The organism is Paraflavitalea sp. CAU 1676 (assembly GCF_029223285.1).
Lineage (GTDB): Bacteria > Bacteroidota > Bacteroidia > Chitinophagales > Chitinophagaceae > Paraflavitalea.
In genome coordinates, this window is the sequence record NZ_JARHUJ010000005.1 from 627,239 (window position 1) to 647,967 (window position 20,729).

Sequence of the window (20,729 nt, forward strand, 5' to 3'; positions counted from 1 at the left end):
AGTAATGGCTTTGCTGTATATATTCCTTCATAATATCTAAAGTCGTTTGTACGTACAATGTGGTCATAGCCGAAAACCACCAACAAAAAAAGTAGGCAGTCAAAATCAAAGTTTATTGCTTTTCCTTAAAAAGCAGCCTTGTTTATGAAACGTTTTAAAATGTTCCTGGGCGCAACTTTGCTTTGCGTTGCAATTGCCGGATTCTCAGCTTTCAAAGCTGAAAAAACTGCTCTTGACTATTATTATTACTTCGTTCCTGCTTCCGGTGGAACAGCTGCACAATGCGTACTTGTCGAGCAAGAAACAGATTGCGGCTTAATTACTACCAATCCTATTTGCGAAACTCCCAACTCCAAAAGGATTTATCAAGCCAGGACAAGCGCTACCGCGTGTAACACTCCTTTGTTCAAAGCAACTAATCCTTAGTAGGATTACAAGCGGCTCTAAATCTTAGAGCCGCTTGTCTTAACTATTGAAAAAAACAAGAATCATAAGAATAACTGAAATTATAAAAGTTAACTATGAAACAGTTTACGTTTTTCCTTGGTATAACTTTGTTGTGCGTTATTATTGCTGGATTTTCAGCCTTTAAAGCCGATAATATATATCAAGACTATTATTATTTTCTGATTCCCGCTTCGGGCGCATCCCCTTCCCAATGTGTACTTGTTGAGGAAGAAACAGATTGCTCGGGTGTTTCGACTAATCCTATCTGTACTACCCCTGATAGTAAGAGGATATATTTAGGGAGAACAAATGCAACTACTTGTAATACCCCTTTGTTTAAAAATATTTGGCCTTAGTTTAAAAAGGGTGATTTGTTTAATCTTTTATAACGAGAGCTCGCATTTTCTTTTTCTTCAATTTTAAGGTGATTCCATTTTCTTTTAACAAAGATCGAAAGACCTCAAATTCATTGAGCTTTCCTTGGAAATTTAAGGATATCTTTTTGTCGACATCTTTTTTGTCGACAATAAAAATCCGGTCTTCTGAGCGGAAGTGACTTGCGAGATAGTTCTGGAGATTTATTATTTCTGAATTTGAAATTGAGAATTGTGCTAAGTTGTGTTCCCTGACATCTTGTATTGAGTCATTGGGGTTTGAAAGAGCTTTTCGGTTTACACTAATTTTCCAGTAAGGAAATCTTTTGTGAATTACCTTAGCTTTGATGCCGAAATAATTGGCTAAATCGTTCCTCATTATCGATTGTATTTTAGCAATACTTGATTGGTTGCCGGGTGTCTTTAAGCTATAACAGTATATTCCTTCATCAGTTGTTGTATTAACATAGAAAAGCCGCTTTTGCTTTTCTTTTACGATTAGTGTTGGCCAAAATGTTCCGTATAAAACTTCTTTATCTGATCCGTCCCTGTCTCCGGGAAGGTCCCAGGTGAATACGCCTAGGTATGCTAATTTACAAAGCCATTCTAGTGAAACGCCCAATACTTGAAAGCAGCCAGGTCCGCATTCACTAGGCATATTCAGAGAATTGACATCTACTGCCATATTCCTATTCCACTTAGATAGCAACGACCGAAATAGAAATGCTGTATCGGTACCACCATTATTGTTTGTTAGAAAGAGATCGGTCTTTTTATATGACGCAATGGCTTTAAGTCGCTCTATTTTGCTATATGCAGGATTAAGAGCTGGAGTTTTACCTGACAGGAACATTTCCATGTCAGAAGCCGTATAACCAACGGTAATTCCTTTAATAACTCCATCAGGTGAAATTATAATTATGTAAGGACCGTTTCTGATATTATACTTCTTAAAAAAAGCTGAGTCAAAGGTGTGCGCTATTTCTAAATTGTAGTATTTTTTGTGTTCATTATATATTCTTTCTATTCCACGGTCTTTGTCCATAAGACCAACCATTAGAATCTGTACCTTGTTTGCTAATTGTTGACGTAATGATTCCACATGCGGAAAACTTTCGATACAACTCAAACATCCCTTATTCCATAAATCTAGTACAAGCCACTTCCCTTTAAAGTCTGTTACTTTTACGTTTGACTGTGCATAATCTTTCACGTTTGTAAACGTGTAGTCTGGCATGGTATCACCTATTTGTAAATACTTCCTACCATCTGGTAAACTTTGGGAGAAGGCAATTTCACTGATTGCCAGGAAAAATATGATGGATGCGATTATTTTATTAAGGTGTGCTTTCATTGCTTATTTTTTATTACTGCTTTATTTATTTGTGTGGAATTTGATTCAGGGGCGATTGAATTCGATGTAAGTACTACTCCATCTCTTGCTTCCAGGACGACAATGGATTTCGGCGGAAGGAGGACCTGAACCGTCTTTTCCTGTTTTAAAAATCCATTGAAAGGTTTAATAACCACCTTATCCGGATCGCCAAATGTATTATGATCGGTAACTTTTGGGGAGGTTATTATCTGTCCGGATATTGTTCGGCCTGATATGGGTATTGAGACATCTAATGATTTCTCCACATCCATATTTACAAGGGAAACATGGATATGACCAATACTATCCCGGGAGGCAGAAACACTGAGACATGCAATCGTATCCTTTTCATGGACGTAGGATGGGGAAGTATATTTAACTAGTATATGTCGGCTGTCCTGATGGACTTTATATAAGTCAAATACGTGATAAGTTGGAGTCAATAGCATGCTATCACCGCTTGTCAGGACTATTGAATGAATAACATTCGCTACCTGAGCAAGGTTGGCACCACGGACACGGTCAGCGTGATTGTTAAAAATATTCAATGTAAGGGCAGCAAGAAGAGCGTCGCGGAGGGAATTCTGCTGATAGAGTAATCCCTGATCCGGTTCCTGCTTCACCCAAATTCCCCATTCATCGACCACTAAAGCGATGTTTTTCAGGGGGTCGTACTGATCCATAATTGCGCTGTGTTTGGTCACTATTTCATCCATACGCCAGGCCTGGCGCATTGCTGTAGTGTATTCAGACTTTGGAAAATTAGTAGATCCACCCGTAGGTGGCCAGTTTCCTGTAAGCCAAGTATAGTAATGCAAAGACAGCCCCCACATCAGGTGAATCGGGATGTTTTTCATGACTACCTCTGTCCACCGATAATCGTCAGCATTTGCGCCGGAAACTATTTTTTTAAGACGAGGGACACCCGGATAGCTTTTACAAAAATTAGCATATTGCTTATACAGATTCGAATAGTGTTCGGGGGTCATATCCCCGCCGCAGCCCCAGCTTTCATTCCCTACGCCCCACCAGCTTACGCCATATTGATTTGGATGACCATTACGGCTGCGTAAATTTGTTAGCGTACTTATGCCCCCATAATTCATGTACTCGATCCAGTCTGCCATTTCCTGGGGTGTACCACTGCCCATATTTCCGGCCAGATATGGTTCAGCACCTATTTGTTCGCACAGATCCAAGAACTCATGGGTTCCGAAACTATTATCCTCCACTACCATTCCCCATGTTGTATTTACTGTTTTCGGGCGCTTATCTTGAGGCCCAATGCCGTTACGCCAATGATATTCGTCAGCGAAACAGCCTCCCGGCCATCGGAGATTAGGTATTCTAATTTTTCTTAGAGCCGCAATCATATCTTTCCGGGGTGTTCCATTCCTCAACAGTCCATCGTATACACACCTACCCAGGTGTTCGGCAAAGTGTCCGTAGATATGCTTACTTATGACCACTTTACTTGTGTCCATCATATTTATGACGATGGGATGTTGTGCACGTCCAGCTATCGAAGACATGAATAAAGAAAAAAAGAACAACAGATTTTTCATTGTATTCAGCGATAAATAGTTTGAGCAATAATAGTCGCAACGGACGATTACGCTGTCATGATTGGATTATTGGCAATATGCGGAGGTATAATTCACTAGAATCTTGCAACCCTATAAGCAGATGGACTGAGACTTTCCGGATTAATACTCCTTGTTCTGAGGCAGCAAATTGCGATTTGCGTCGATTTCTCGCTGTGGAACTGGGAATACTCGTTTATATGGTTGCCATTGTCCACCCTTCATTGCTGAAATTTCGCTCATGTGAGCGTCGAATTTGGAGTATCTTTTGAGTGCAAGCCATCCATTCATCCATTCACCAAATGTTTCCCATTTAACTTCCTGATAAATGGAATCAACTAGAGTTTCTTGTGTTACTGCGGCGGTATTTGGTAATCCACTTCTATTTCTAATTTTGTTTAAATCAATCTTAGCGTCTTCCAACTTATTGTTTTTTGCTAGCGCCTCCGCTCTGATTAGATATTGCTCACTAATCCTAAGAAGTGTTAAGTATTCTGTGCTGGGGTCCGTTACTGACGCATTTTTATATTTGTATGGAAAATAATACCGATTATCATCTACATCAAGAGATCCAACCCAGCTTTGAACTCTTTGATCCTCTGGTGAAAACGTTTTGACAAAAGAGGTGTCAAGTGATACATCTGTTGGAGTTGTGGTTAAAACGAAATTTATAGCATCTGTGGTGTTATTTGGCTCAATTGTTATTTGAAAAATAGCTTCATTGCTATTCTTAAGAAAGAATGTAGTCAATTCTGATGTTGTTGAAAACAAACCTGAATTAATTACTTGCGTTGAATATTCAACTGCTTTTTCATAGTTACCGATCTGAAGGTACACTTTCGATAACAATGATTTCACTACTATCTTATTAACTCTGCCTTTTTCATTGGTAGTAGTTAGGCCATCTTTGCCAACATAAGATTCATTTACGAGCTTTTCAGATTCTAATAAATCTTGAATAATATTAGAAATGACTGAGGAGGAATCGCTCCTATTTAATTTCGCATTTACAGTATAATCAGTGGAAATTTGAAGTGGAATTTCTCCATAAAGAGAGAATAGCCAAAAATGGCAAAGGCCGCGAAAGAATAGCGATTCGCCAATGATTTGATTCTTTAGGTTGGCATTTAAGCTTTCGCTGTTTTTGATCCCGTTAATTAGACTATTGGCGTGATAACTCATTTGATAAAGCGAATTCCACATAGAATAAGCATACGGATTGTCAGGTTGAAGATCATTTCTGTATAAATCTATGTCATTTGTAGATTGGTTGTAAAGAAGTAGTTCGTCACTGTAGAGTCCAAGTATTCTTGTGAGGTCGTATGAAATGTTCAGGTCTGACACTTTTTGATAAAGCCCTAGCGCCGCCGAATTTGCAGTGCTATTACTTGCAAACATTGATTCCGTCACAAGTTCATTGTTAGGAGGAGGCACGTTAACTAGTTTCTCACAAGATATCAATGATATGCTTAATAAGGTAAGTGTAAGGCATGTATGTTTGTGCTTCGAAAGTAGCTTTCGAAGCGTAATATCTATTCTCATTTGAAATTGTATTAAGTTTTAGCATTCTTGTTTTGTCTTATACTTAAGGTCAAAAACCTGCTTTCAAAGCGAAGACATAGGTCTTCAATGGCGGAAATAATCCTTGATTTTCTGGATCAAGGCCATTATACCCTGTTATTGTAAATAGGTTTTGTGCTTGGAATTGGATTGTTAATTGAGACAGAGTTCTGGGGCGTTGAGTAGGTTTTATTATATCATATGAAAGGACCAAAGTTTTAAGCCTTATAAATGAGGCATTTTCATATCCGGCGTTACTTAAAATGTATCTGTTATATGCAGCACCGCTTGTTGTGAACTTTTGAATTGTTGTTGAATCCCCTTCTTTTCGCCATCTCTCCATAACAACTGACGGTTGATTAAACATTGAACCAGGTACAGCAAAATTAGTATTGAATTTAATTCCTTTAGGCTGATGGACGAACTGAAACGTAAACAGCAAAGAGAATCTTTTATAATTCAATGTGTTCGAGATTCCGCCATATAAGTCTCTACTAGGATCCACTAAGTATAGCCTGTCCAAAGAAGAAATTCGACCATCGTTATTGAGGTCTTTAAATTGATAAAGGCCAGTGGATCGATTTACTCCATTAAATTCATATCGTTTTAGTATTGATAATGGTTCCCCAACAACATATTCTGAAGCGTACGGCGAGTTTGGTAGATCATCATATTTTGTCAATTCATTCTTTAGAAATGTGATGTTTCCTGTCAACTTCCACGAAAGAGCTTTATTTTTTAGTATCTCGATTGTTGTTTCAATTTCTAAGCCTCTATTTACTATTTCAGCAGGTATATTACTTATAACAGAAGTGAAACCTGTTGTGATCGGCAGTTTGTAACTTAGAAGTTGATTTGATGATTTATTGTAGAAGTAACTAAAGCTGAGCATTAGTTTATCATTTAATAATCCTAGCTCTAGTCCACCTTCTGTCTTTTGTACTTTTTCCCAACTAAATACAGGGTTCACAAGCCTGGAAGGACTCATAGCAACCATTCCATAATAGGTATTAGCATTGTTTATATTAGTGCTATACGTTTCCAAATATTGGTAGTCGCCAATTTGATCATTACCTGTTGTTCCGTAACTTCCTCGAAGTTTTCCATAACTTAACACCGGAAACGCATTTTTTAGAAATTCTTCATTGGTAAATACCCAACCTGCACCTAATGAGTAAAAGTTTGAATACCTTCGGTTGGGCCCAAATCTGCTGCTCCCATCTCTTCTAGCGGTTAGATTGACTAAGTATTTGCTTGAGTGATTGAAATTTAGTCGAGCGAATGTAGCGGCGTATTTATATTTGCTTTCTCTAACTCCTAGAACCGTTACTTTGCTTGCAGAGGTTACATTTTCAATAAGTTCATCGGAAGTAAAGCCTATACCTTGAACTGCCCTATAGCTATGTTCCTGTTGTGCGTATGATGCACCTACTAATGCCTGAATATTTATCTGGTTAATTTTGGCTTTGTATTCAAGTATCGGTTCTGTTGAAAAATTGGATATTGTTGAAAATCCTTCGGAGTTTTCCGATTCTGCAAAAATATTATCAGGTTCATAGGCTTGTTTGTAAACAATATTATTCTGATGAAGATTGTTTGTATTATACCCCAGGTTAACTTTAATGTTTAAGTTTTTGATTATTCTATAACCTAGTTCTAAATTTGCGTTCAAAAAAGAGTTATCTCCTTTGCCGATTCTATATAGATAACTTAAGGGATTTGTCCAGGTACCATTTTCCCAATTTAACGATCCATCTCCATTGTAGAGATTGGGAGCGTTAGGGGGTAGAGAAATTGCAACCGCCGTTAAATCATTGGATGGCAAAGTGTTCTTGTTTATCGAATAAAGAAGGGAAAAATTCATACTTAAACGCTTATCCCGATTTAAATGATTTAGGTTCAGGTGTAGCGATTTTCTTTCATCAGAAAAAGTTCCAATGAAGGGAGTTTCTTCCTTATGATAATTAATTCCTAACAGATAATTTATATTTCCAGAATTGCCGCTTATGGAAGCTTGTACGTCGTAATATTTTGCGGAACTTCCTAACAACTCTTTTTGCCAATCTGTATATTTCAATGAGTCCCAGGTTCCATTGATATCATAAGCATTAGAAGGGATATTTGTAATGCGATCATTTTGATATGCTTCTTTTCTCATTTGGAGATAATCTTTTGTGAAAAGAAGGTCATATCTGTTTGATGGTTGACTTATCCCGAAAGACATGGCAAAGTCTGTTCGCAATTCTGAAGGACCAGCTTTTGCCTTTTTGGTTGTAATCAGAATAACTCCATTTGCACCCCTGCTACCATAAATAGCCGTTGCATCTGCATCTTTTAATATTTCGATACTCTCAATATCAGCGCTACTAAGGCCGTAGAATTGGGTGCCCGGAACGCCTACACTACTAACCAAAAATTGATTGTCTAAGGTGGAGTTACCTTTACTAACTCCATTATACTGTGGGACGCCATCTATTACATAAAGTGGGTTCAATCCACTAAGTAAACTATTTCGTCCTCTTATCCTTAGTGTTGGAGCTTTTCCTGGCACTCCAGAAATTTGAGTAACCTCAAGTCCTGGGACTCGACCTTGTAATCCAATAAGCGGATTACCGATTGGTTGTCTTCTAAGTTCATCACCTGAAACTTTGGAAACATTACCTACACTTGTTAATTTCTTTTCCTTGTAATATCCTTTTGAAACCACTTCTTCGAGAGGACTAACTTGCGTTTTTGCGAATACAGTAAGTTTTTCTCTACCATTAACGCTCGTTTCCATGGTCTCAATATTAACCCCACTTATAACTAGTATCGCGTTATCATTTGTCTTAATTGAGAATACACCATTTTCGTTAGTTGTTGTTCCCTCGTTTGTGCCCTTTATTCTAATGCTGGCAGAGGGGACTGGTTCACCCTCATCATTTAATACTTTCCCGGTCACACTTATTGTTTTTCCATCTTTTGCCGGGTCTGGATCCTGGGTAGGTCGTTTTTTAATGACAATCACTTTGTCGGTGATTGTATAAGTATAAGGTTGATTCTCAAAAAGTTTTTGCAACGCTTCTTCCATGGTGACGTTTGTCAAATTCAATGTAACAGGGGTACTCCCTTTGAGTTCTGGATCAACCACGACAAACTGCATTTTTACCTGCTTTCGTAGCATTTTCAACACTTCCGATACAGGTTGATTGGATACTTTCAGGGTTATAGTACCTTGCCCTAATCCGATGGCGCTGGCTTGGAGGCAACAAATGGTAATTATGAGTGAAAGTAGCTTCATAATCTTTTTTACTTGTTTCCCTGGAAATAGGTTTTTACGACTAATTGGATGACTGATTTTTGGCCGGCCAGCTTGATAAAAGCCTTCCGAGTCAATAGTCTGGAAATTCATAAATTTGTTAAGTTTTGGGTGAACATTGCTCGAAATACGCGACGGTCCCCAAAATAGATTCCGTTAACGGAATACCAGCCGGGAGTGGTGATGACACTTCCGGCTTTCTATTTTTGGTGGAAACTACTCGAGATTGCAGCTCCAGACCTCGATTAAATTAATCAACTTTTAGGAAAGGCTTAATAGGTTGTGCTACGCTTTGAAAATCGTAGTGAACCTACGTGATGCGTGGGATAAAGTCTAATGAGCAATGTCGGGAACGATGATATTGGAGCTTTCAGGTGATGGCGATTTGATTGGGGTTGCGGGTTAATTTTGATCATTTATTGGTTTATTTTATGTGCAAATGGAATTTTTGTGGTCTTTCAAAATGGGAGAAGAAAGCCCCGGAGAAAATAGTATTACCCTCCGAAACGGGTTGACGGAGTTCCGAGGCTCTCTGAATTTCCCAGTGTTTTTCATGACTCTGTATTAGCTATTGAAAGGCCAGCTCAAAAGTTTTCTCATCCGGTGGTAAGCAAAATGTATTTGTACAGGCTTGAAAAGAAATAGTACCTCTTAAATTCGTTTTAACGTTGCCTTTAACCTTTACTTCCTGAACAAATTCCACTTTATTTGCATAGTAGGCAATGTCAACGTTCATTACCGGTTCATTCTTAATTATCTTTTTACCAATTTCATTTGGTTTGCCCTCAATTAATATCAATGGATTCTTTAGAAAAGAAAATGTCGTTGGTGTAGCAGGTGCGTCTTTTGATAAATTCTGCGAATAAATGTGCCAGGACTTAGAAATATTTGCGACGAACTTTACTTCATAGGTTTTGTCGGACTTTTTCGTTACTTCCCAATTCCAGATCACAGGTTCTTCAAGATGATCCTGGGCTGAAGATTGTAAGATAAATGCGAAGCAGATTTGTATTATTAACAGGAATCGTTTCATTTTATATAGTTTATGGGTAGACTAATATTTGGTTTCCCTGAATTTTTAATTTGTCGCTAGCGATGCCAAATAGTTTTAGAACTGTGGGAGCGGGTTGATCGCGTTTGATATAGGCTGAAACCTTTGTTTTGGGAATCCCATTAGGGTAGATAACTTCAATAGGATACCACCTGCTGAGTTCTTTCATTACTGTCGTAATCGGTGTATTTTCAAAGGAGAAATAACCCTCTTTCCAACTAATTACTCCGTCTAAGTCGGCACCTTTGACTACTGAAAGCTGACCGTGATTCTGAATTTCATCATATTTGGCCTGTTGACCTGGTTGGAGTACTAAAGAGGTTTTAGACTCCTTTTGATCAGGATTTTGAATTGATACTTTTACACTTCCTTCCAGCAGAGTGGTTTTAATCTCTCCTTCATCGTAATATCCATTGATGTTGAAATGTGTTCCGAGAACTTGAACCTGAACTTTGTCATCAATGTTAACGTAGAAAGGTCGCTTTGAATCTTTGGCGACCTGAAAATATGCTTCCCCGGTTAAATGTACCCTTCGTTCGGAGCCGGTAAACGCAGTAGGGTAACGGAGTTTTGAGGCAGCATTTATCCAGACAAGAGTACCATCTTCCAATTTAATTTGATAATATCCTCCAACAGGAGTTTCAAGTATATTAGTATCCGAGTTTAATGTGCCTTGTAATCGTGAGTATTGTAGCGATCCTTCCGACGATTTACTAATTGCACTGTTTCCCTGACGTGCAATAATTCCAGTAATTGCGCTGTCTAAATCGATGATAGAATTGTCAGCCAGCCTAAGTATGGCTTTTGCGCGGCCTGGTGAAGGAGTGGGAAGTCCAGGTTCAGCAGTCACAATGCTTTTATCGGCGCTTTCATTTTGTAAATTAATATAGACTGCCGTTGTTATGATGATTATAACTGCAGCAGCGGCTGCGACATAGTAAAAAAGTCTGTTCGATTTTTGTCTTCTTATGTGGACGACCTTGGAATTTGAAATTGGAGATGGTGTGGCGGCTTGTATTGCCTTTGCTCTTGCTGAAAGTTGCAAAAGTGATTCAATGCCTTCGTTGGTAGTTAACTCTCTGAATAATTCTGCATTCTGAGGTGAATGTTGAATGAATTTTTCGAGTTCTTCCTGTTCAATAGCAGATAATTCTCCTTTAGTGAACTTAATAATAAGCTCACTGATTTGGTTCGCCTTGTTAAACATTGCAGTCCCTTATCTTTAAATAAACAATATTGAGGTGTGTCTATACACTGGCCTCTCCCTGCATAAAACAAGTAGTAATGCGAAAGGTAAATTTCAATATTATATATTTGTTATTATAATATGAAATTATCATTAACTAGATTGAGAATCAATTGATTGCTGGTAAAACTTAATATAGCAATTAATTTTAAAAAAGTGCGAAGTTGAGCAAGGGCTTGAGATTTTACAACCTTCGCATGTTGGTAGGTGATGTTTAGTTCTTTAGCAATTTCATCGAGGGAGTATTCTTTAAAGAAGAAGAGTTTGATCACTAGCTTTCTCTGTTCTGGAAGTTTTTCCACCTCATCGTTTAACTGGCGTAAAAATTCATTCCGAATAATGCCATTAATTATACAATCATCAATTTCTTCGGAAAGCTGAACTGGATCATCGACCGCAATTTCCTTTTTGTTCTTAAATCCACTGCCGTATTTTAGAAAATTGTACGCTTTGTTTCTACAAGTCACATACATGTAAGCATTAATATCCGCCATTGTCATAAAGCGAGTTTTCAACGCCCAACAGGTAGCAAAAGTTTCGGATACAATGTCCTTGGCTATTTCTTCTTCATTAACAAGCCTGAACGTAAAAATGAAAAATGCCTGGAAATTGCTTTCATAATATTCATTGAAAGCAGCTTCCGATCCAGCTCTAATAAGCAGAAGTGAATATTCCTCAGCGTGTTTGTTTTGGTCGGGCATTAAAGAAGCTTTCCAGGTTACCTAAGACTTTTCAAAGGTACAAAGATTTAATCAACACATATTTCGATTTTGATATGTGTTATCACGTCATTACTAACGGCAATCTTATAGCTTATAACATGGTTTATTCGCTTGGGAACTGGAATCTGAAGGCGGTTAACAGATAAGATTTGATATAGGAAAATTATGAAAAGATCGTTATACCTAGTTTTTAGGTCCAATATTTTTTTCTTTTTATGTTGTTTGTTCGGGTACCTTAGGTATATACCCTCTAAAATCACGGTTGATTTCTATTTAAGACCAATTTGTCGTCATTTGATTTCAAGTCACGTCTTAAAACAAAAAGCCACTTAAAAGTGGCTATTCGTTTCTATTTCTTTTTACTGGTTTTAGACTTAGTGCTTTTTTGCGACTTTTTCCTTTTTTGATACGCTTGTTCGTGCGGTTGTTGACTTACTCGTTTGCCATCTGCTTTCTTCTTATTTGGATTGTCTGCCATAAAATATGTGTTTGTTTAATATTGCTACAAAATTTACATGCCAGCTCGGGAAGCAGAATGAGACCCGAGTTAAAACTACTGCTGGCATAGGAATTTAGTCGTATTTGAGCATGGAAGTGTGGGAATTGATACAGGAAAATAGCCTGGGTGGCGGACTATATAATAAGGATGTCATTATCAAAGCCTTAGAACAAGCCTCCCTTGACGAATTTAGCAAATTTTGCCGCGAATATCTTCATTTGCTTGAGTTCTATAATTCCAATCTTAATGCCAGCGCCACCGATGAGAAGTATTTTAGACAAAAGTTTCCTGAGCATTTCTGGCAATTAAAACCCATTGATTTTGATGCACCGTTAAACTTCCTTCAGATATGAAAATGCCAAGGAATATAAGACCCATGTTAGCGACCATTACCGACAAACCGTTTAATAACGAAGAATGGGCATTTGAAATGAAGCTGGATGGGTATCGCATAATTTCATACGTTGAAAAAGGGAAAGTTTTATTGCATAGTCGAAACCTGAAAGATTATTCAGCTCGTTTTTTTCCGATAAGTGATGCGCTAAAAAAATGGAAAGTAAATGCTATTGTCGATGGTGAAGTTGTAGTGTTAAATTCAAAGGGAGTTTCGGTTTTTAATGACCTTCAGAATTGGAATTCTCCTGCAGATGGAAACCTCTACTATTATATTTTTGACTTGCTCTGGTATGACGGGGACGATCTAATGAATTTGCCTTTGAGGGAACGACGTACTAAGCTGCGTTCAATTATGCCGAAATCCAATGTATTATTATTCTCCGATGAGGTAGAAGCTAAAGGAGTAGCGTTTTTTAAGCAAGCGAGAAAACAAGGTTTAGAAGGGATTATTGCAAAGCGACAAGACTCTACATATGCTCCAGGCGATCGGTCAAAAGATTGGCTAAAAGTGAAAGCTGTTGTTGATGAGGAAATGATAGTATGTGGATATACTAAAAACGAGGGTTCACCGAGCCTGTTTAGTGCTCTTGTTCTCGGTGCATACAAACGAAATAAACTAGTATTTCAGGGACAAGTAGGAACTGGTTTTAATAGGAATAGTCAGAAGGATATTATGGCAAAACTCAACCCATTATTTGTCAAAAAATGCCCCTTTCCAGAAATTCCGAATCTCTCCTCAACTGGTCGATGGGGCCGCCGAAAAGTGGATTTTGTCCAATGGGTGAAGCCGAAGTTAGTATGCCAGGTTAAATTCTTAGAAAGGACCCCGTCCGGGGATCTTCGTCACCAGTCATTTTTAGGGTTGAGAGATGACAAAACTGCAAAGGAAGTAAAAGCATTCTGATTCAGTCATTCAGAATTCAAATGACGATACAAAATTAATGAAACTATTGGCCCTTCTCTCGGAACAGCCTAGAGGCATGCTTGCAAAGCTTCATTGAGATTTTCTATAAATTTATCCATTGAAGACGCTTTCGTAATTATTTTCTTAACATCAGGTGTGCAAACACGTTCTTTCAAAGCAATTTGAATATTCGTCGAATGGATAATTACTGGTATTTCAGAAATATCAGGCAAGCTTTGCTTCCTTTGAAGGAATTCCACACCATTCATGACGGGCATATTTAGATCCAGCAGGATCATATCGACAGCGGAGTAATTATAACCTAGCCAGTTGAGTGCTTGTAGGCCACTTGTTGCAAATTCTACAATGATATTTGTTGCGATTTGCGAGAGGGCAAATCGAATGAGTTCGTGATCATCAAGATCATCATCTACTACCAATAAATGATAACGTTTCATAAAACAATGATCAGATCAACAGCCGGGGTTATGCCAATAGGCCCCGAAGTTAAACAATTACATCTGATTTGCCGACACCACTGAGGGTTTTAGTGGTATTTAGTACAGACTTCCTAAAATGAAGGAATATGCAGCTATTTTTCAAAAAAATTGCTGTTACGTTTTGTAAATAAAGTTAAATTAGCTGTATCTCCGCGATATGGATACGGCAATGCAGCTGTTAGCAACTAGCTTGATAGACAATACGTGTATAATCGAATAAGTTAAGAATTATATGTTGACATATGGTGAGCTCATAGAGCTAAGGGATAAGTTGACAAATGGCGAAATCGAAATAGACTTCGCCCAGGTACAATATTGGAAGGATTTTAAAGAAGGACAAAGGTCTTGGGAAACAAAAGACTGGAAGGAAAGAAGGTCCGGATTTCTTAAAGATAAGTGTGAGATATGCAGCAGTGCAGATACATTAACGATACAGCATCATTCTCATCCAAGAAAATATTCCGAGTATTTAAGAGATATTACAAGTGAATATACGAAAGAGTATATCAACACTAAGCCCGAAGTTGATAAAGGCGACTTACAAAGGTATATAATACAAAATTATGATTATGTGCCAGTTCCTTTGTGTCCAAATTGTAAGAGAAGCAGCCTTAGGGAAAGAAAGAAAATACTTCCGAAATATCGCTGTCCAGTATGTCACGAGGAGTTTGATGATACAGTTATCAGGTCAGTGGATGAGCTCATTTCAAAGTTTCTTGAGAATGAAGATGACGTTGAAGCTAGAGATAAGTGCTTTGTATCAAAGGATCAATGGAGAAATAAGCATAACCTATCAAATATTAGATATTGGTTACAAAGAGGACGCGCCAAAACTAAAGATTCTAAAACGATTGAGAGGGAGGCGTTTTTGCTTTATCTAAATGACTGTATTAAATATCTTTCTTTTGAGGATACTATTACTGCATGTAAAAAATGCGCATTTAATTTTGATATAAAAAGGATGGAATTGTGCCCTAATTGCAAACGGTTTTACAAAGGGCTCGAATATCCTACTTGTATTCAATGTTTACCAGAAGAAAAAAGAGAAGCTGCATTAAAAATTATAGAATTTGGGAACGATTGGCGAAAAATGCATGAAGACTTGGGGATTGATTAATTGCGACATAATTAACTGAAAGTATTCATTTTTGATTGCTGGGCTTTCCTTCGCGTTTCTTGTGCGGTGGTTTTTCATATACAACGTAGACGGCCTCGATAAGCTTTTCTAAATTTTCATAAAGAAATACCAGGTTGCTCCTCGAATACCCATCAGGCACCCAAACGTTGTCGCTAGTGATTGCAGCGCAAAGCCATTTCCATAAATCGTCCCTAATTTCATGTAAGTGGAAGTGCGAAATAAAGTCGACGAATACCGTTTGAGGGTTTTCTACTTCTTTCTTTGTAAGACGTAATACAGGATCTACTTTTGCGGAAATTGTATTTTTCATATTTAAGTTTCTTTCGTGTTATGGTATTTTTAATTGGATGCTAGTTATTAAAATAAAAACACCCATGCTTTTGCATGGGTGTTTACTTATCTGTCTTGTTAATTAAGGTTTTATTCTACCAGGTATTCTAAGCCGCCAGTGCGATCTAATCTCCAGTTGTTACCATCCTTTATGAAATAGGCTTTTGTTTTCCTATGTTCATTTTCAACGAGCTTTTTTTTATACAACTTGGAATATGGTGTAAGATTCCGTACCTGATATGAATATTCCACCATTGCTTTATCTTCCGAAAGTTGCAAATCCGTCACTTCGAGTAAATGATGTTCTGCAGTTTTTACTCGCTGAATTTGTCTCTCTTGTTCTTTATCGGGTGTAGGAAGCAAAAGGTTTTGCGATTTTGTTGTGAAGACTATTTTATTGTTAGTAAAAGCACCGTTATAGGGTTCAATTCTGACAAACCCTTCCGAAACGAATCCTGCGTCCTGCATTTTCTTGACATGATTGGGGTCCAGTGTGAAGACTTGGTAGTAAATTTCTTTGGGATAGTCTTTTGCAATAATGTTTAGAGCATCGCTTTTTGAGAGGCCATTCGAACAACTATAGAAGATCGATGCAAAAATGCAAATGGTAGCTAGTGGTTTCATAGTTAGATAGGTTTTATATAAATTTAAAGACTATTCGCAAATAATTTCTCTTAAAAATACACAAAGGAGCAAGATTTGCCCCTTTGTGCCTCGCATTTTAGGTTTGTAAACGGCTAACTAGCTTTTCGTCCTTTACCTTTTCCTGTATTCATATCAACCGCTTGTCCGGTTTCCTGGTCTTTAGCCTTTTCGATAAGCTGGAGAGTTTTTTCGCTAACTTTTCCACTATCCATGGCAATCACATTGTTGTCTACCTTTCTAAACCTCAGTTTTTCTCCCTGGCTATTGAATACCTGCAATCCTTTTTGTGGGTGAACGACGACACTCACTTTTTCGCGGTTTCCATTAGGAAGTTTAATAAAGGGAGAAACCTCGTTGCCCTGTTTCAAATCTCTTATAAGATCGTTTTTCTCTTTTTGACTAATGTTTAATGGAATATCACCCAATGCGGTAATCAGGTTAAATTTTGAAACATCATCGTTTAATACGCGAATCATTGGCTTGCCTTCGTCATCCAACCTGTTTGTGTCTTTAAAGAACCATCCAGATTGTTTTGTTGATTGCTGAAGTTCAGAGTCCCATTTCATATACTCCCGCCAGGCAAATCGACCTTCAACAACATTGTGCATTTGCTCAATATTTAAACCAGACTGGTTGTACAACCGGAACATTTGACTTTCGCTTGTTCCATCCTTTCTTGTAATGGTTGCATCTACAGAATTCAAAAAGTATCTTTCCTTATCTTCGTTATAATCGAGACGGAAATTGTACTCCATTTTGTTTTCGTTGAAAGTAGTTGCTGCTCGCAATTCGATTGTTGAAGGAAGTGTTGGCAAGCTCATTTCTTGTTCCAGTTTTTTGTCAAATGTACCCCCAACACCAAACCTTGGTAGTACTGTCTCAGTTAAATAATCATAATTTTCATAATTCATACATTATAATTTAAGTTATAAAATGCTTTTATCTGCTTCTATTATCCCTTTTGGGTTTCTTTGATTTACTCTCCGGATTTTTAGCGCCTGGATCAGATTTTATCTTTGCCATTTCTTTTTCAATCAAGTCTTTGATGTCCTGCTTTATTTGGTAGTAATTTTGCATTACAGTGTGCTCGTCAATATTTCGAATTGTTGGAAATTGTTCATATTCCTGCTCTTCTTTTTTAATGGCTTGTGGATCGTTAATAATGCGGCAATAGAAGGCTTTTTTTTTATCTGCTGGGTAGGAGTATCAGAAACAGTACCAACGAATTCGCCACTACTTAAATTTGATATTCTTGATATAGGCACAGCATTATCAAGTTGTGTGCTTTTGCTTAAGGAAGTATCATTTGCGTTAATAGAAAGAGATTCTTTATCCTGGTTAACTTTTCCAATTCTTTCACTAAGGGTTTTTGCACTTTCACCAAGTACCTGGCCGCTAATTATATTGCCACACACATTAACAATTACTTCTGCCATTTCTTTACCGTAGTCCCGTGTTAATTGCGACATGTCCTGAAGTCCAAGAAACACTGCAACTAAATTTGAACGTGCAGTACTTATTAGATAATCAACATTTGAGGTCAGGCTTGCAAATTCATCATAAACTAAGGCGCATGGTCTTTGCCCTTTCTTATTAATCAGCTTATGCATTCTTTCGAGATATAAACTAATTACTGCACCGTAGGTTGCTTGTTTTGCAGGATTGCTACCAAGGCAAAGTATTTTTGGATCCGTGGGATTATTAATATCTAGTGTGAAGTCAGATCCGCTTAATACATAATACAAGTTTGGAGAAACTAACCTTGCTAATGCAATTTTTGCAGAAGCGATTTGCCCTTCTAGCTGGTCAGTAGCAGATCGTAAATATGCGGAGATAAAGGGATTGAGTAATACATCGATGGATTTTTCCATTGAGAGTACGGGAAATAATTTGTCATAGTCGACAGTTGAGAGTTCAATTGCATGTGGCAGGGAGCAATACCGGCCATTTTCATATTTCCTCAGGAACCAGAATAATGCTGTAGTAAAATTGATTGCACTTTCCGTGAAGAAATCGCCTTGCTTTTTTTTCCAATCAGAATTTAGGGCTAGTAACAATGTTCTGCTACTTTCCGTGGCGTCGGAAAGATCTAGCATCGATTCTGGATATAGTACATTGCATTGGTGTGTTATAGCAAGGTTGTCAAAGTTGATAATATAGAATTTTGGTGCTACTGGATACTTATGGAGATTCTTTCGAACATGATTGTAGAGTATTATTGAGAGATCGGGAAATTTCAAATCGTATAAACAAAATGTAAATCCCTTGCTAGTTAGTTGGGAAAGAACTTCACGGAAAAAGTAGAATGATTTGCCGCTTCCGGGTGTTCCCGCGCAGATTGTTCCTCTGAATATGTTTATGAAGTTTATATAGCCTTTTCTGATTTTCCCCTTTAAGGAGTATTCCATCTCGAAATTCAGAGAATATTCATTTTCTATCCTTTCCTCTGTTTGTGGGAACGTTTCGTTAAGATCGTTAAAAACGTCATTCTTGTTTTTTAGCCGTAACAAACGACTTGCTTTTGTTGCACCTGTAAGGATGAGAATATAACCCACACTTGTGACCCCGACATACATTCCGGCGACATTAGTTGGAGGAAATTGAATGTCTAACAGGAATGTAGAAGCAAAGAAAAAAAGAAGTCCAATAACTAAATACAGCGTTATTAAATGGGATGTGAGTTTTTCGTTTTTCTTTCCTTTAATCCCGAAAAGGGAGATTGCCAGAAATATCAGAATAGTGATTTTGGGTTTGTGTACTCCACCTAAAAATGAAAAATTGGATGCAAGTTTGTAGCAAACTTTGTTGACAATTTCAACATTCAACTTCAGCTCCACAATAGCTGGATAGCATACACTGTAATAGTGGATCAGTAAAAGAAAAATACTCCCAAATCGTATAAAATCAAGTATCTGGCGCAGCGACTGCGCATTTTCTCCTGTTTGCATATTCACACATTTTCAATCACTCAAGGATAATATTGCTATGGCTTCTTTCTTTTTTTCTTTCTTTTCTTTTTAATGAACTCAGGCAATTGAGCTGTTGGATCGTAGTCGCTTGCGAGGAGCTTATTAAGGAGTTCCAACACAGAAGGAGATGTTGCGGCTTGTGTGTTTCCTTGTTGTTCTTTATTTCCGTTGATAGATGATTTTGTCTTAGTTTGTTCTATATCTGCTATGGCGTGGAGTTTGGCAATGACCTGGTTGACTGTAATATTTATTTCTTTGCCAGAAAGAACTACCTTTTTCACATTGTCAACTATAAGAAGATCTTCTATGCCCCCATTTGTGTTCCTTATAAAATCAATATCGATTCGTTTCTTTTCAAACCACTCTTGCATTTCTGAAAGGGAGATTGTTTTTTTAGTGGAGAGGAAAGAATTTATTGTTTTTATAGAATGACTTGTATAAAGATGCTTTTTGTCTTTTTCCTTGAAAAACTTCTTTTCAAGCGTTTTTAACGTAGGTCGGTCGTATATAGAACTCGCTTTAATAGCCACGCCTGTGCGTGTCCCATGTTTGTCGATATCTGAATATATTAAACCGTGGTTATTGCGAATCCTGCTGTCTGGTCGGCCGGGGTCGGCAGTTATGTTGTATTGCTTTAGAATATAATTCAATTCGTCAAGTGATGAAAAGTGGTAGCTATTTACTACTTCTCGCACAATTGTCGATATTCGTTGTTTTGTGCCGGCATTGCTGTCTATGGGTAGGGTTTTACTATTCTTCATAGATTCGGCAGGAATCAGATCAAATTCCATTTCAATGGCCTTTCGAGCTGGCTCTGATAATTGCTTTCCAATATTGTGCAAATTGATTGGTGATCCATCGGGTCTAATAGTAGTTGTGACAATATGAATGTGAGGATGATTTGCATCTTCGTGTTTGTAAACCAAATATGGCTGATTCCCGAATCCTATCCTTTGCATATAGTCCCAGGCTACCATTTGCATTTTTTCACTATCTATTTTATCATAAGGCGAGAAATTTAGAGATAAGTGCAGGGTGTTTGTTTTGACTTTGGGATTAAAGCTATTTAGTCTTTCAAATCGTGCTAACTTTTCAGAAAACCCTAAATCTGACAAATCACACGCAAATCTTGAGGCAAGTATCAATTCTGCTTTTCCTGCACTTACTTTTTTCTCATTATAACTTAAAACACCACGAACCGATTTTCCACTTTTTATTCGGACAACCACTTTTTTCCAAGTTTTGAAATTAGATCTACGGTCTGGTCCATTTTATTTTCCATCCGGAGGAAAGCCGAAAAACCAATTTTTGCATAGAATTCCTTTTGTCGTTGGTCTGGGTAAGTATTGAAGTATCTGGTCATTTGATTGATATTTACTCCAATTGCTTTTATTTCACTTCGGAGGGCTGCTAACTCCTCTAAAAGCAGATCTACTGTTTTATCTTTAGTATAAACAATAACAGGTGTATTGTAGAGAATAGATCGAAGCATACTGCTCATGTCATTCTGAGGATTTTTTTTAAGTAGTTCCTGAAACTCCTTGAATTTTGAATCGTTCACTCTGGTGAATAATTTGTGTTTCAGTGCTTCATTATTCTTGGCCTTCCTTCTACCCATTTTCGACTTCCCCGCTTTATTGCTGACAACAATACATCTTGCTTCGCGCGCCCAAAGCGGCGCGATCACCCTTC

Annotated in this window: 19 protein-coding genes; 4 read left to right on the forward strand and 15 right to left on the reverse strand. The window is 37.7% G+C overall.

The window, feature by feature from the left end:
* Positions 1 to 144: 144 nt before the first annotated feature.
* A complete protein-coding gene (locus P2H89_RS18950; RefSeq protein ID WP_275829723.1) occupies positions 145 to 426 on the forward strand; it encodes a hypothetical protein in 282 nt (93 codons plus the stop codon).
* 396 nt (positions 427 to 822) lie between these two features.
* Here the strand turns inward: P2H89_RS18950 and P2H89_RS18955 are convergent, their stop codons facing one another.
* The 8 genes from P2H89_RS18955 to P2H89_RS18990 all read right to left on the reverse strand — a co-directional run bounded on the left by P2H89_RS18955 (position 823) and on the right by P2H89_RS18990 (position 12,134).
* On the reverse strand, positions 823 to 2,175 hold the full coding sequence (locus tag P2H89_RS18955; RefSeq protein ID WP_275829725.1) for a thioredoxin-like domain-containing protein: 1,353 nt from the start codon (positions 2,173 to 2,175) through the stop codon (positions 823 to 825).
* Complete coding sequence (locus P2H89_RS18960) at positions 2,172 to 3,761, reverse strand: alpha-L-arabinofuranosidase C-terminal domain-containing protein (RefSeq protein ID WP_275829726.1); 1,590 nt, start codon at positions 3,759 to 3,761, stop codon at positions 2,172 to 2,174. The genes P2H89_RS18955 and P2H89_RS18960 overlap by 4 nt, the downstream gene beginning before the upstream one ends.
* 141 nt (positions 3,762 to 3,902) lie before the next feature.
* A complete protein-coding gene (locus P2H89_RS18965) occupies positions 3,903 to 5,213 on the reverse strand; it encodes a RagB/SusD family nutrient uptake outer membrane protein (RefSeq protein WP_275829728.1) in 1,311 nt (436 codons plus the stop codon).
* Between the two features lie 157 nt (positions 5,214 to 5,370).
* Positions 5,371 to 8,730 carry a SusC/RagA family TonB-linked outer membrane protein gene (locus P2H89_RS18970; RefSeq protein ID WP_275829730.1) on the reverse strand — a complete coding sequence of 1,120 codons (3,360 nt, stop codon included), beginning with the start codon at positions 8,728 to 8,730 and terminating at the stop codon, positions 5,371 to 5,373.
* Positions 8,731 to 9,205: 475 nt separating this feature from the next.
* The gene (locus P2H89_RS18975) at positions 9,206 to 9,670 is read right to left on the reverse strand and encodes a protein-disulfide reductase DsbD domain-containing protein (RefSeq protein ID WP_275829732.1); all 465 of its coding nucleotides are present in this window, start codon (positions 9,668 to 9,670) and stop codon (positions 9,206 to 9,208) included.
* A gap of 10 nt (positions 9,671 to 9,680) precedes the next feature.
* Positions 9,681 to 10,895 (reverse strand): FecR family protein, encoded by a 1,215-nt coding sequence (locus P2H89_RS18980; RefSeq protein ID WP_275829734.1) that lies wholly within the window; start codon positions 10,893 to 10,895, stop codon positions 9,681 to 9,683.
* A gap of 113 nt (positions 10,896 to 11,008) precedes the next feature.
* On the reverse strand, positions 11,009 to 11,635 hold the full coding sequence (locus tag P2H89_RS18985; protein WP_275829736.1) for a sigma-70 family RNA polymerase sigma factor: 627 nt from the start codon (positions 11,633 to 11,635) through the stop codon (positions 11,009 to 11,011).
* A 370-nt stretch (positions 11,636 to 12,005) separates the two neighbouring features.
* Positions 12,006 to 12,134: a hypothetical protein gene (locus P2H89_RS18990; RefSeq protein ID WP_275829737.1), complete on the reverse strand. Its 129-nt coding sequence runs from the start codon at positions 12,132 to 12,134 to the stop codon at positions 12,006 to 12,008.
* A 104-nt stretch (positions 12,135 to 12,238) separates the two neighbouring features.
* Between P2H89_RS18990 and P2H89_RS18995 the strand changes: the two genes are divergently transcribed.
* Together P2H89_RS18995 and ligD are read left to right on the forward strand one after the other, a co-directional pair.
* Positions 12,239 to 12,508, forward strand: coding sequence for a hypothetical protein (locus P2H89_RS18995; protein ID WP_275829739.1), 270 nt, complete (start codon positions 12,239 to 12,241; stop codon positions 12,506 to 12,508).
* A gap of 23 nt (positions 12,509 to 12,531) precedes the next feature.
* Entirely contained in the window at positions 12,532 to 13,455 is a 924-nt protein-coding gene (ligD, locus tag P2H89_RS19000) for a non-homologous end-joining DNA ligase (protein WP_275829741.1), read from the forward strand.
* 68 nt (positions 13,456 to 13,523) lie between these two features.
* Here ligD and P2H89_RS19005 read toward each other — a convergent pair whose 3' ends face one another.
* Positions 13,524 to 13,913 carry a response regulator gene (locus P2H89_RS19005; protein WP_275829743.1) on the reverse strand — a complete coding sequence of 130 codons (390 nt, stop codon included), beginning with the start codon at positions 13,911 to 13,913 and terminating at the stop codon, positions 13,524 to 13,526.
* 274 nt (positions 13,914 to 14,187) lie between these two features.
* Between P2H89_RS19005 and P2H89_RS19010 the strand changes: the two genes are divergently transcribed.
* Complete coding sequence (locus P2H89_RS19010) at positions 14,188 to 15,072, forward strand: hypothetical protein (protein ID WP_275829745.1); 885 nt, start codon at positions 14,188 to 14,190, stop codon at positions 15,070 to 15,072.
* A 25-nt stretch (positions 15,073 to 15,097) separates the two neighbouring features.
* Here P2H89_RS19010 and P2H89_RS19015 read toward each other — a convergent pair whose 3' ends face one another.
* The 6 genes from P2H89_RS19015 to mobC form a co-directional block, all read right to left on the reverse strand.
* Entirely contained in the window at positions 15,098 to 15,403 is a 306-nt protein-coding gene (locus tag P2H89_RS19015) for a hypothetical protein (RefSeq protein ID WP_275829747.1), read from the reverse strand.
* Between the two features lie 110 nt (positions 15,404 to 15,513).
* Complete coding sequence (locus tag P2H89_RS19020) at positions 15,514 to 16,047, reverse strand: hypothetical protein (protein ID WP_275829749.1); 534 nt, start codon at positions 16,045 to 16,047, stop codon at positions 15,514 to 15,516.
* 113 nt (positions 16,048 to 16,160) lie between these two features.
* Positions 16,161 to 16,979: a hypothetical protein gene (locus tag P2H89_RS19025; RefSeq protein ID WP_275829751.1), complete on the reverse strand. Its 819-nt coding sequence runs from the start codon at positions 16,977 to 16,979 to the stop codon at positions 16,161 to 16,163.
* Positions 16,980 to 17,144: 165 nt separating this feature from the next.
* Entirely contained in the window at positions 17,145 to 19,016 is a 1,872-nt protein-coding gene (locus tag P2H89_RS19030; RefSeq protein ID WP_275829753.1) for a YWFCY domain-containing protein, read from the reverse strand.
* Between the two features lie 35 nt (positions 19,017 to 19,051).
* A complete protein-coding gene (locus P2H89_RS19035; RefSeq protein ID WP_275829755.1) occupies positions 19,052 to 20,266 on the reverse strand; it encodes a relaxase/mobilization nuclease domain-containing protein in 1,215 nt (404 codons plus the stop codon).
* The gene (mobC, locus tag P2H89_RS19040) at positions 20,251 to 20,724 is read right to left on the reverse strand and encodes a plasmid mobilization relaxosome protein MobC (protein ID WP_275829757.1); all 474 of its coding nucleotides are present in this window, start codon (positions 20,722 to 20,724) and stop codon (positions 20,251 to 20,253) included. Before mobC ends, P2H89_RS19035 begins: the two co-directional genes overlap by 16 nt.
* Positions 20,725 to 20,729 lie beyond the last annotated feature (5 nt).

What these genes read in the sequence shown, in the direction of transcription:
- P2H89_RS18950 (WP_275829723.1), top strand. Translation starts at nt 145, where the DNA reads ATGAAACGTTTTAAAATGTTCCTGGGCGCAACTTTGCTTTGCGTTGCA.
- P2H89_RS18955 (WP_275829725.1), bottom strand. Translation starts at nt 2,175, where the DNA reads ATGAAAGCACACCTTAATAAAATAATCGCATCCATCATATTTTTCCTG.
- P2H89_RS18960 (WP_275829726.1), bottom strand. Translation starts at nt 3,761, where the DNA reads ATGAAAAATCTGTTGTTCTTTTTTTCTTTATTCATGTCTTCGATAGCT.
- P2H89_RS18970 (WP_275829730.1), bottom strand. Translation starts at nt 8,730, where the DNA reads ATGAATTTCCAGACTATTGACTCGGAAGGCTTTTATCAAGCTGGCCGG.
- P2H89_RS18975 (WP_275829732.1), bottom strand. Translation starts at nt 9,670, where the DNA reads ATGAAACGATTCCTGTTAATAATACAAATCTGCTTCGCATTTATCTTA.
- P2H89_RS18980 (WP_275829734.1), bottom strand. Translation starts at nt 10,895, where the DNA reads ATGTTTAACAAGGCGAACCAAATCAGTGAGCTTATTATTAAGTTCACT.
- P2H89_RS18985 (WP_275829736.1), bottom strand. Translation starts at nt 11,635, where the DNA reads ATGCCCGACCAAAACAAACACGCTGAGGAATATTCACTTCTGCTTATT.
- P2H89_RS18990 (WP_275829737.1), bottom strand. Translation starts at nt 12,134, where the DNA reads ATGGCAGACAATCCAAATAAGAAGAAAGCAGATGGCAAACGAGTAAGT.
- ligD (WP_275829741.1), top strand. Translation starts at nt 12,532, where the DNA reads ATGTTAGCGACCATTACCGACAAACCGTTTAATAACGAAGAATGGGCA.
- P2H89_RS19005 (WP_275829743.1), bottom strand. Translation starts at nt 13,913, where the DNA reads ATGAAACGTTATCATTTATTGGTAGTAGATGATGATCTTGATGATCAC.
- P2H89_RS19010 (WP_275829745.1), top strand. Translation starts at nt 14,188, where the DNA reads ATGTTGACATATGGTGAGCTCATAGAGCTAAGGGATAAGTTGACAAAT.
- P2H89_RS19015 (WP_275829747.1), bottom strand. Translation starts at nt 15,403, where the DNA reads ATGAAAAATACAATTTCCGCAAAAGTAGATCCTGTATTACGTCTTACA.
- P2H89_RS19020 (WP_275829749.1), bottom strand. Translation starts at nt 16,047, where the DNA reads ATGAAACCACTAGCTACCATTTGCATTTTTGCATCGATCTTCTATAGT.
- P2H89_RS19025 (WP_275829751.1), bottom strand. Translation starts at nt 16,979, where the DNA reads ATGAATTATGAAAATTATGATTATTTAACTGAGACAGTACTACCAAGG.
- P2H89_RS19030 (WP_275829753.1), bottom strand. Translation starts at nt 19,016, where the DNA reads ATGCAAACAGGAGAAAATGCGCAGTCGCTGCGCCAGATACTTGATTTT.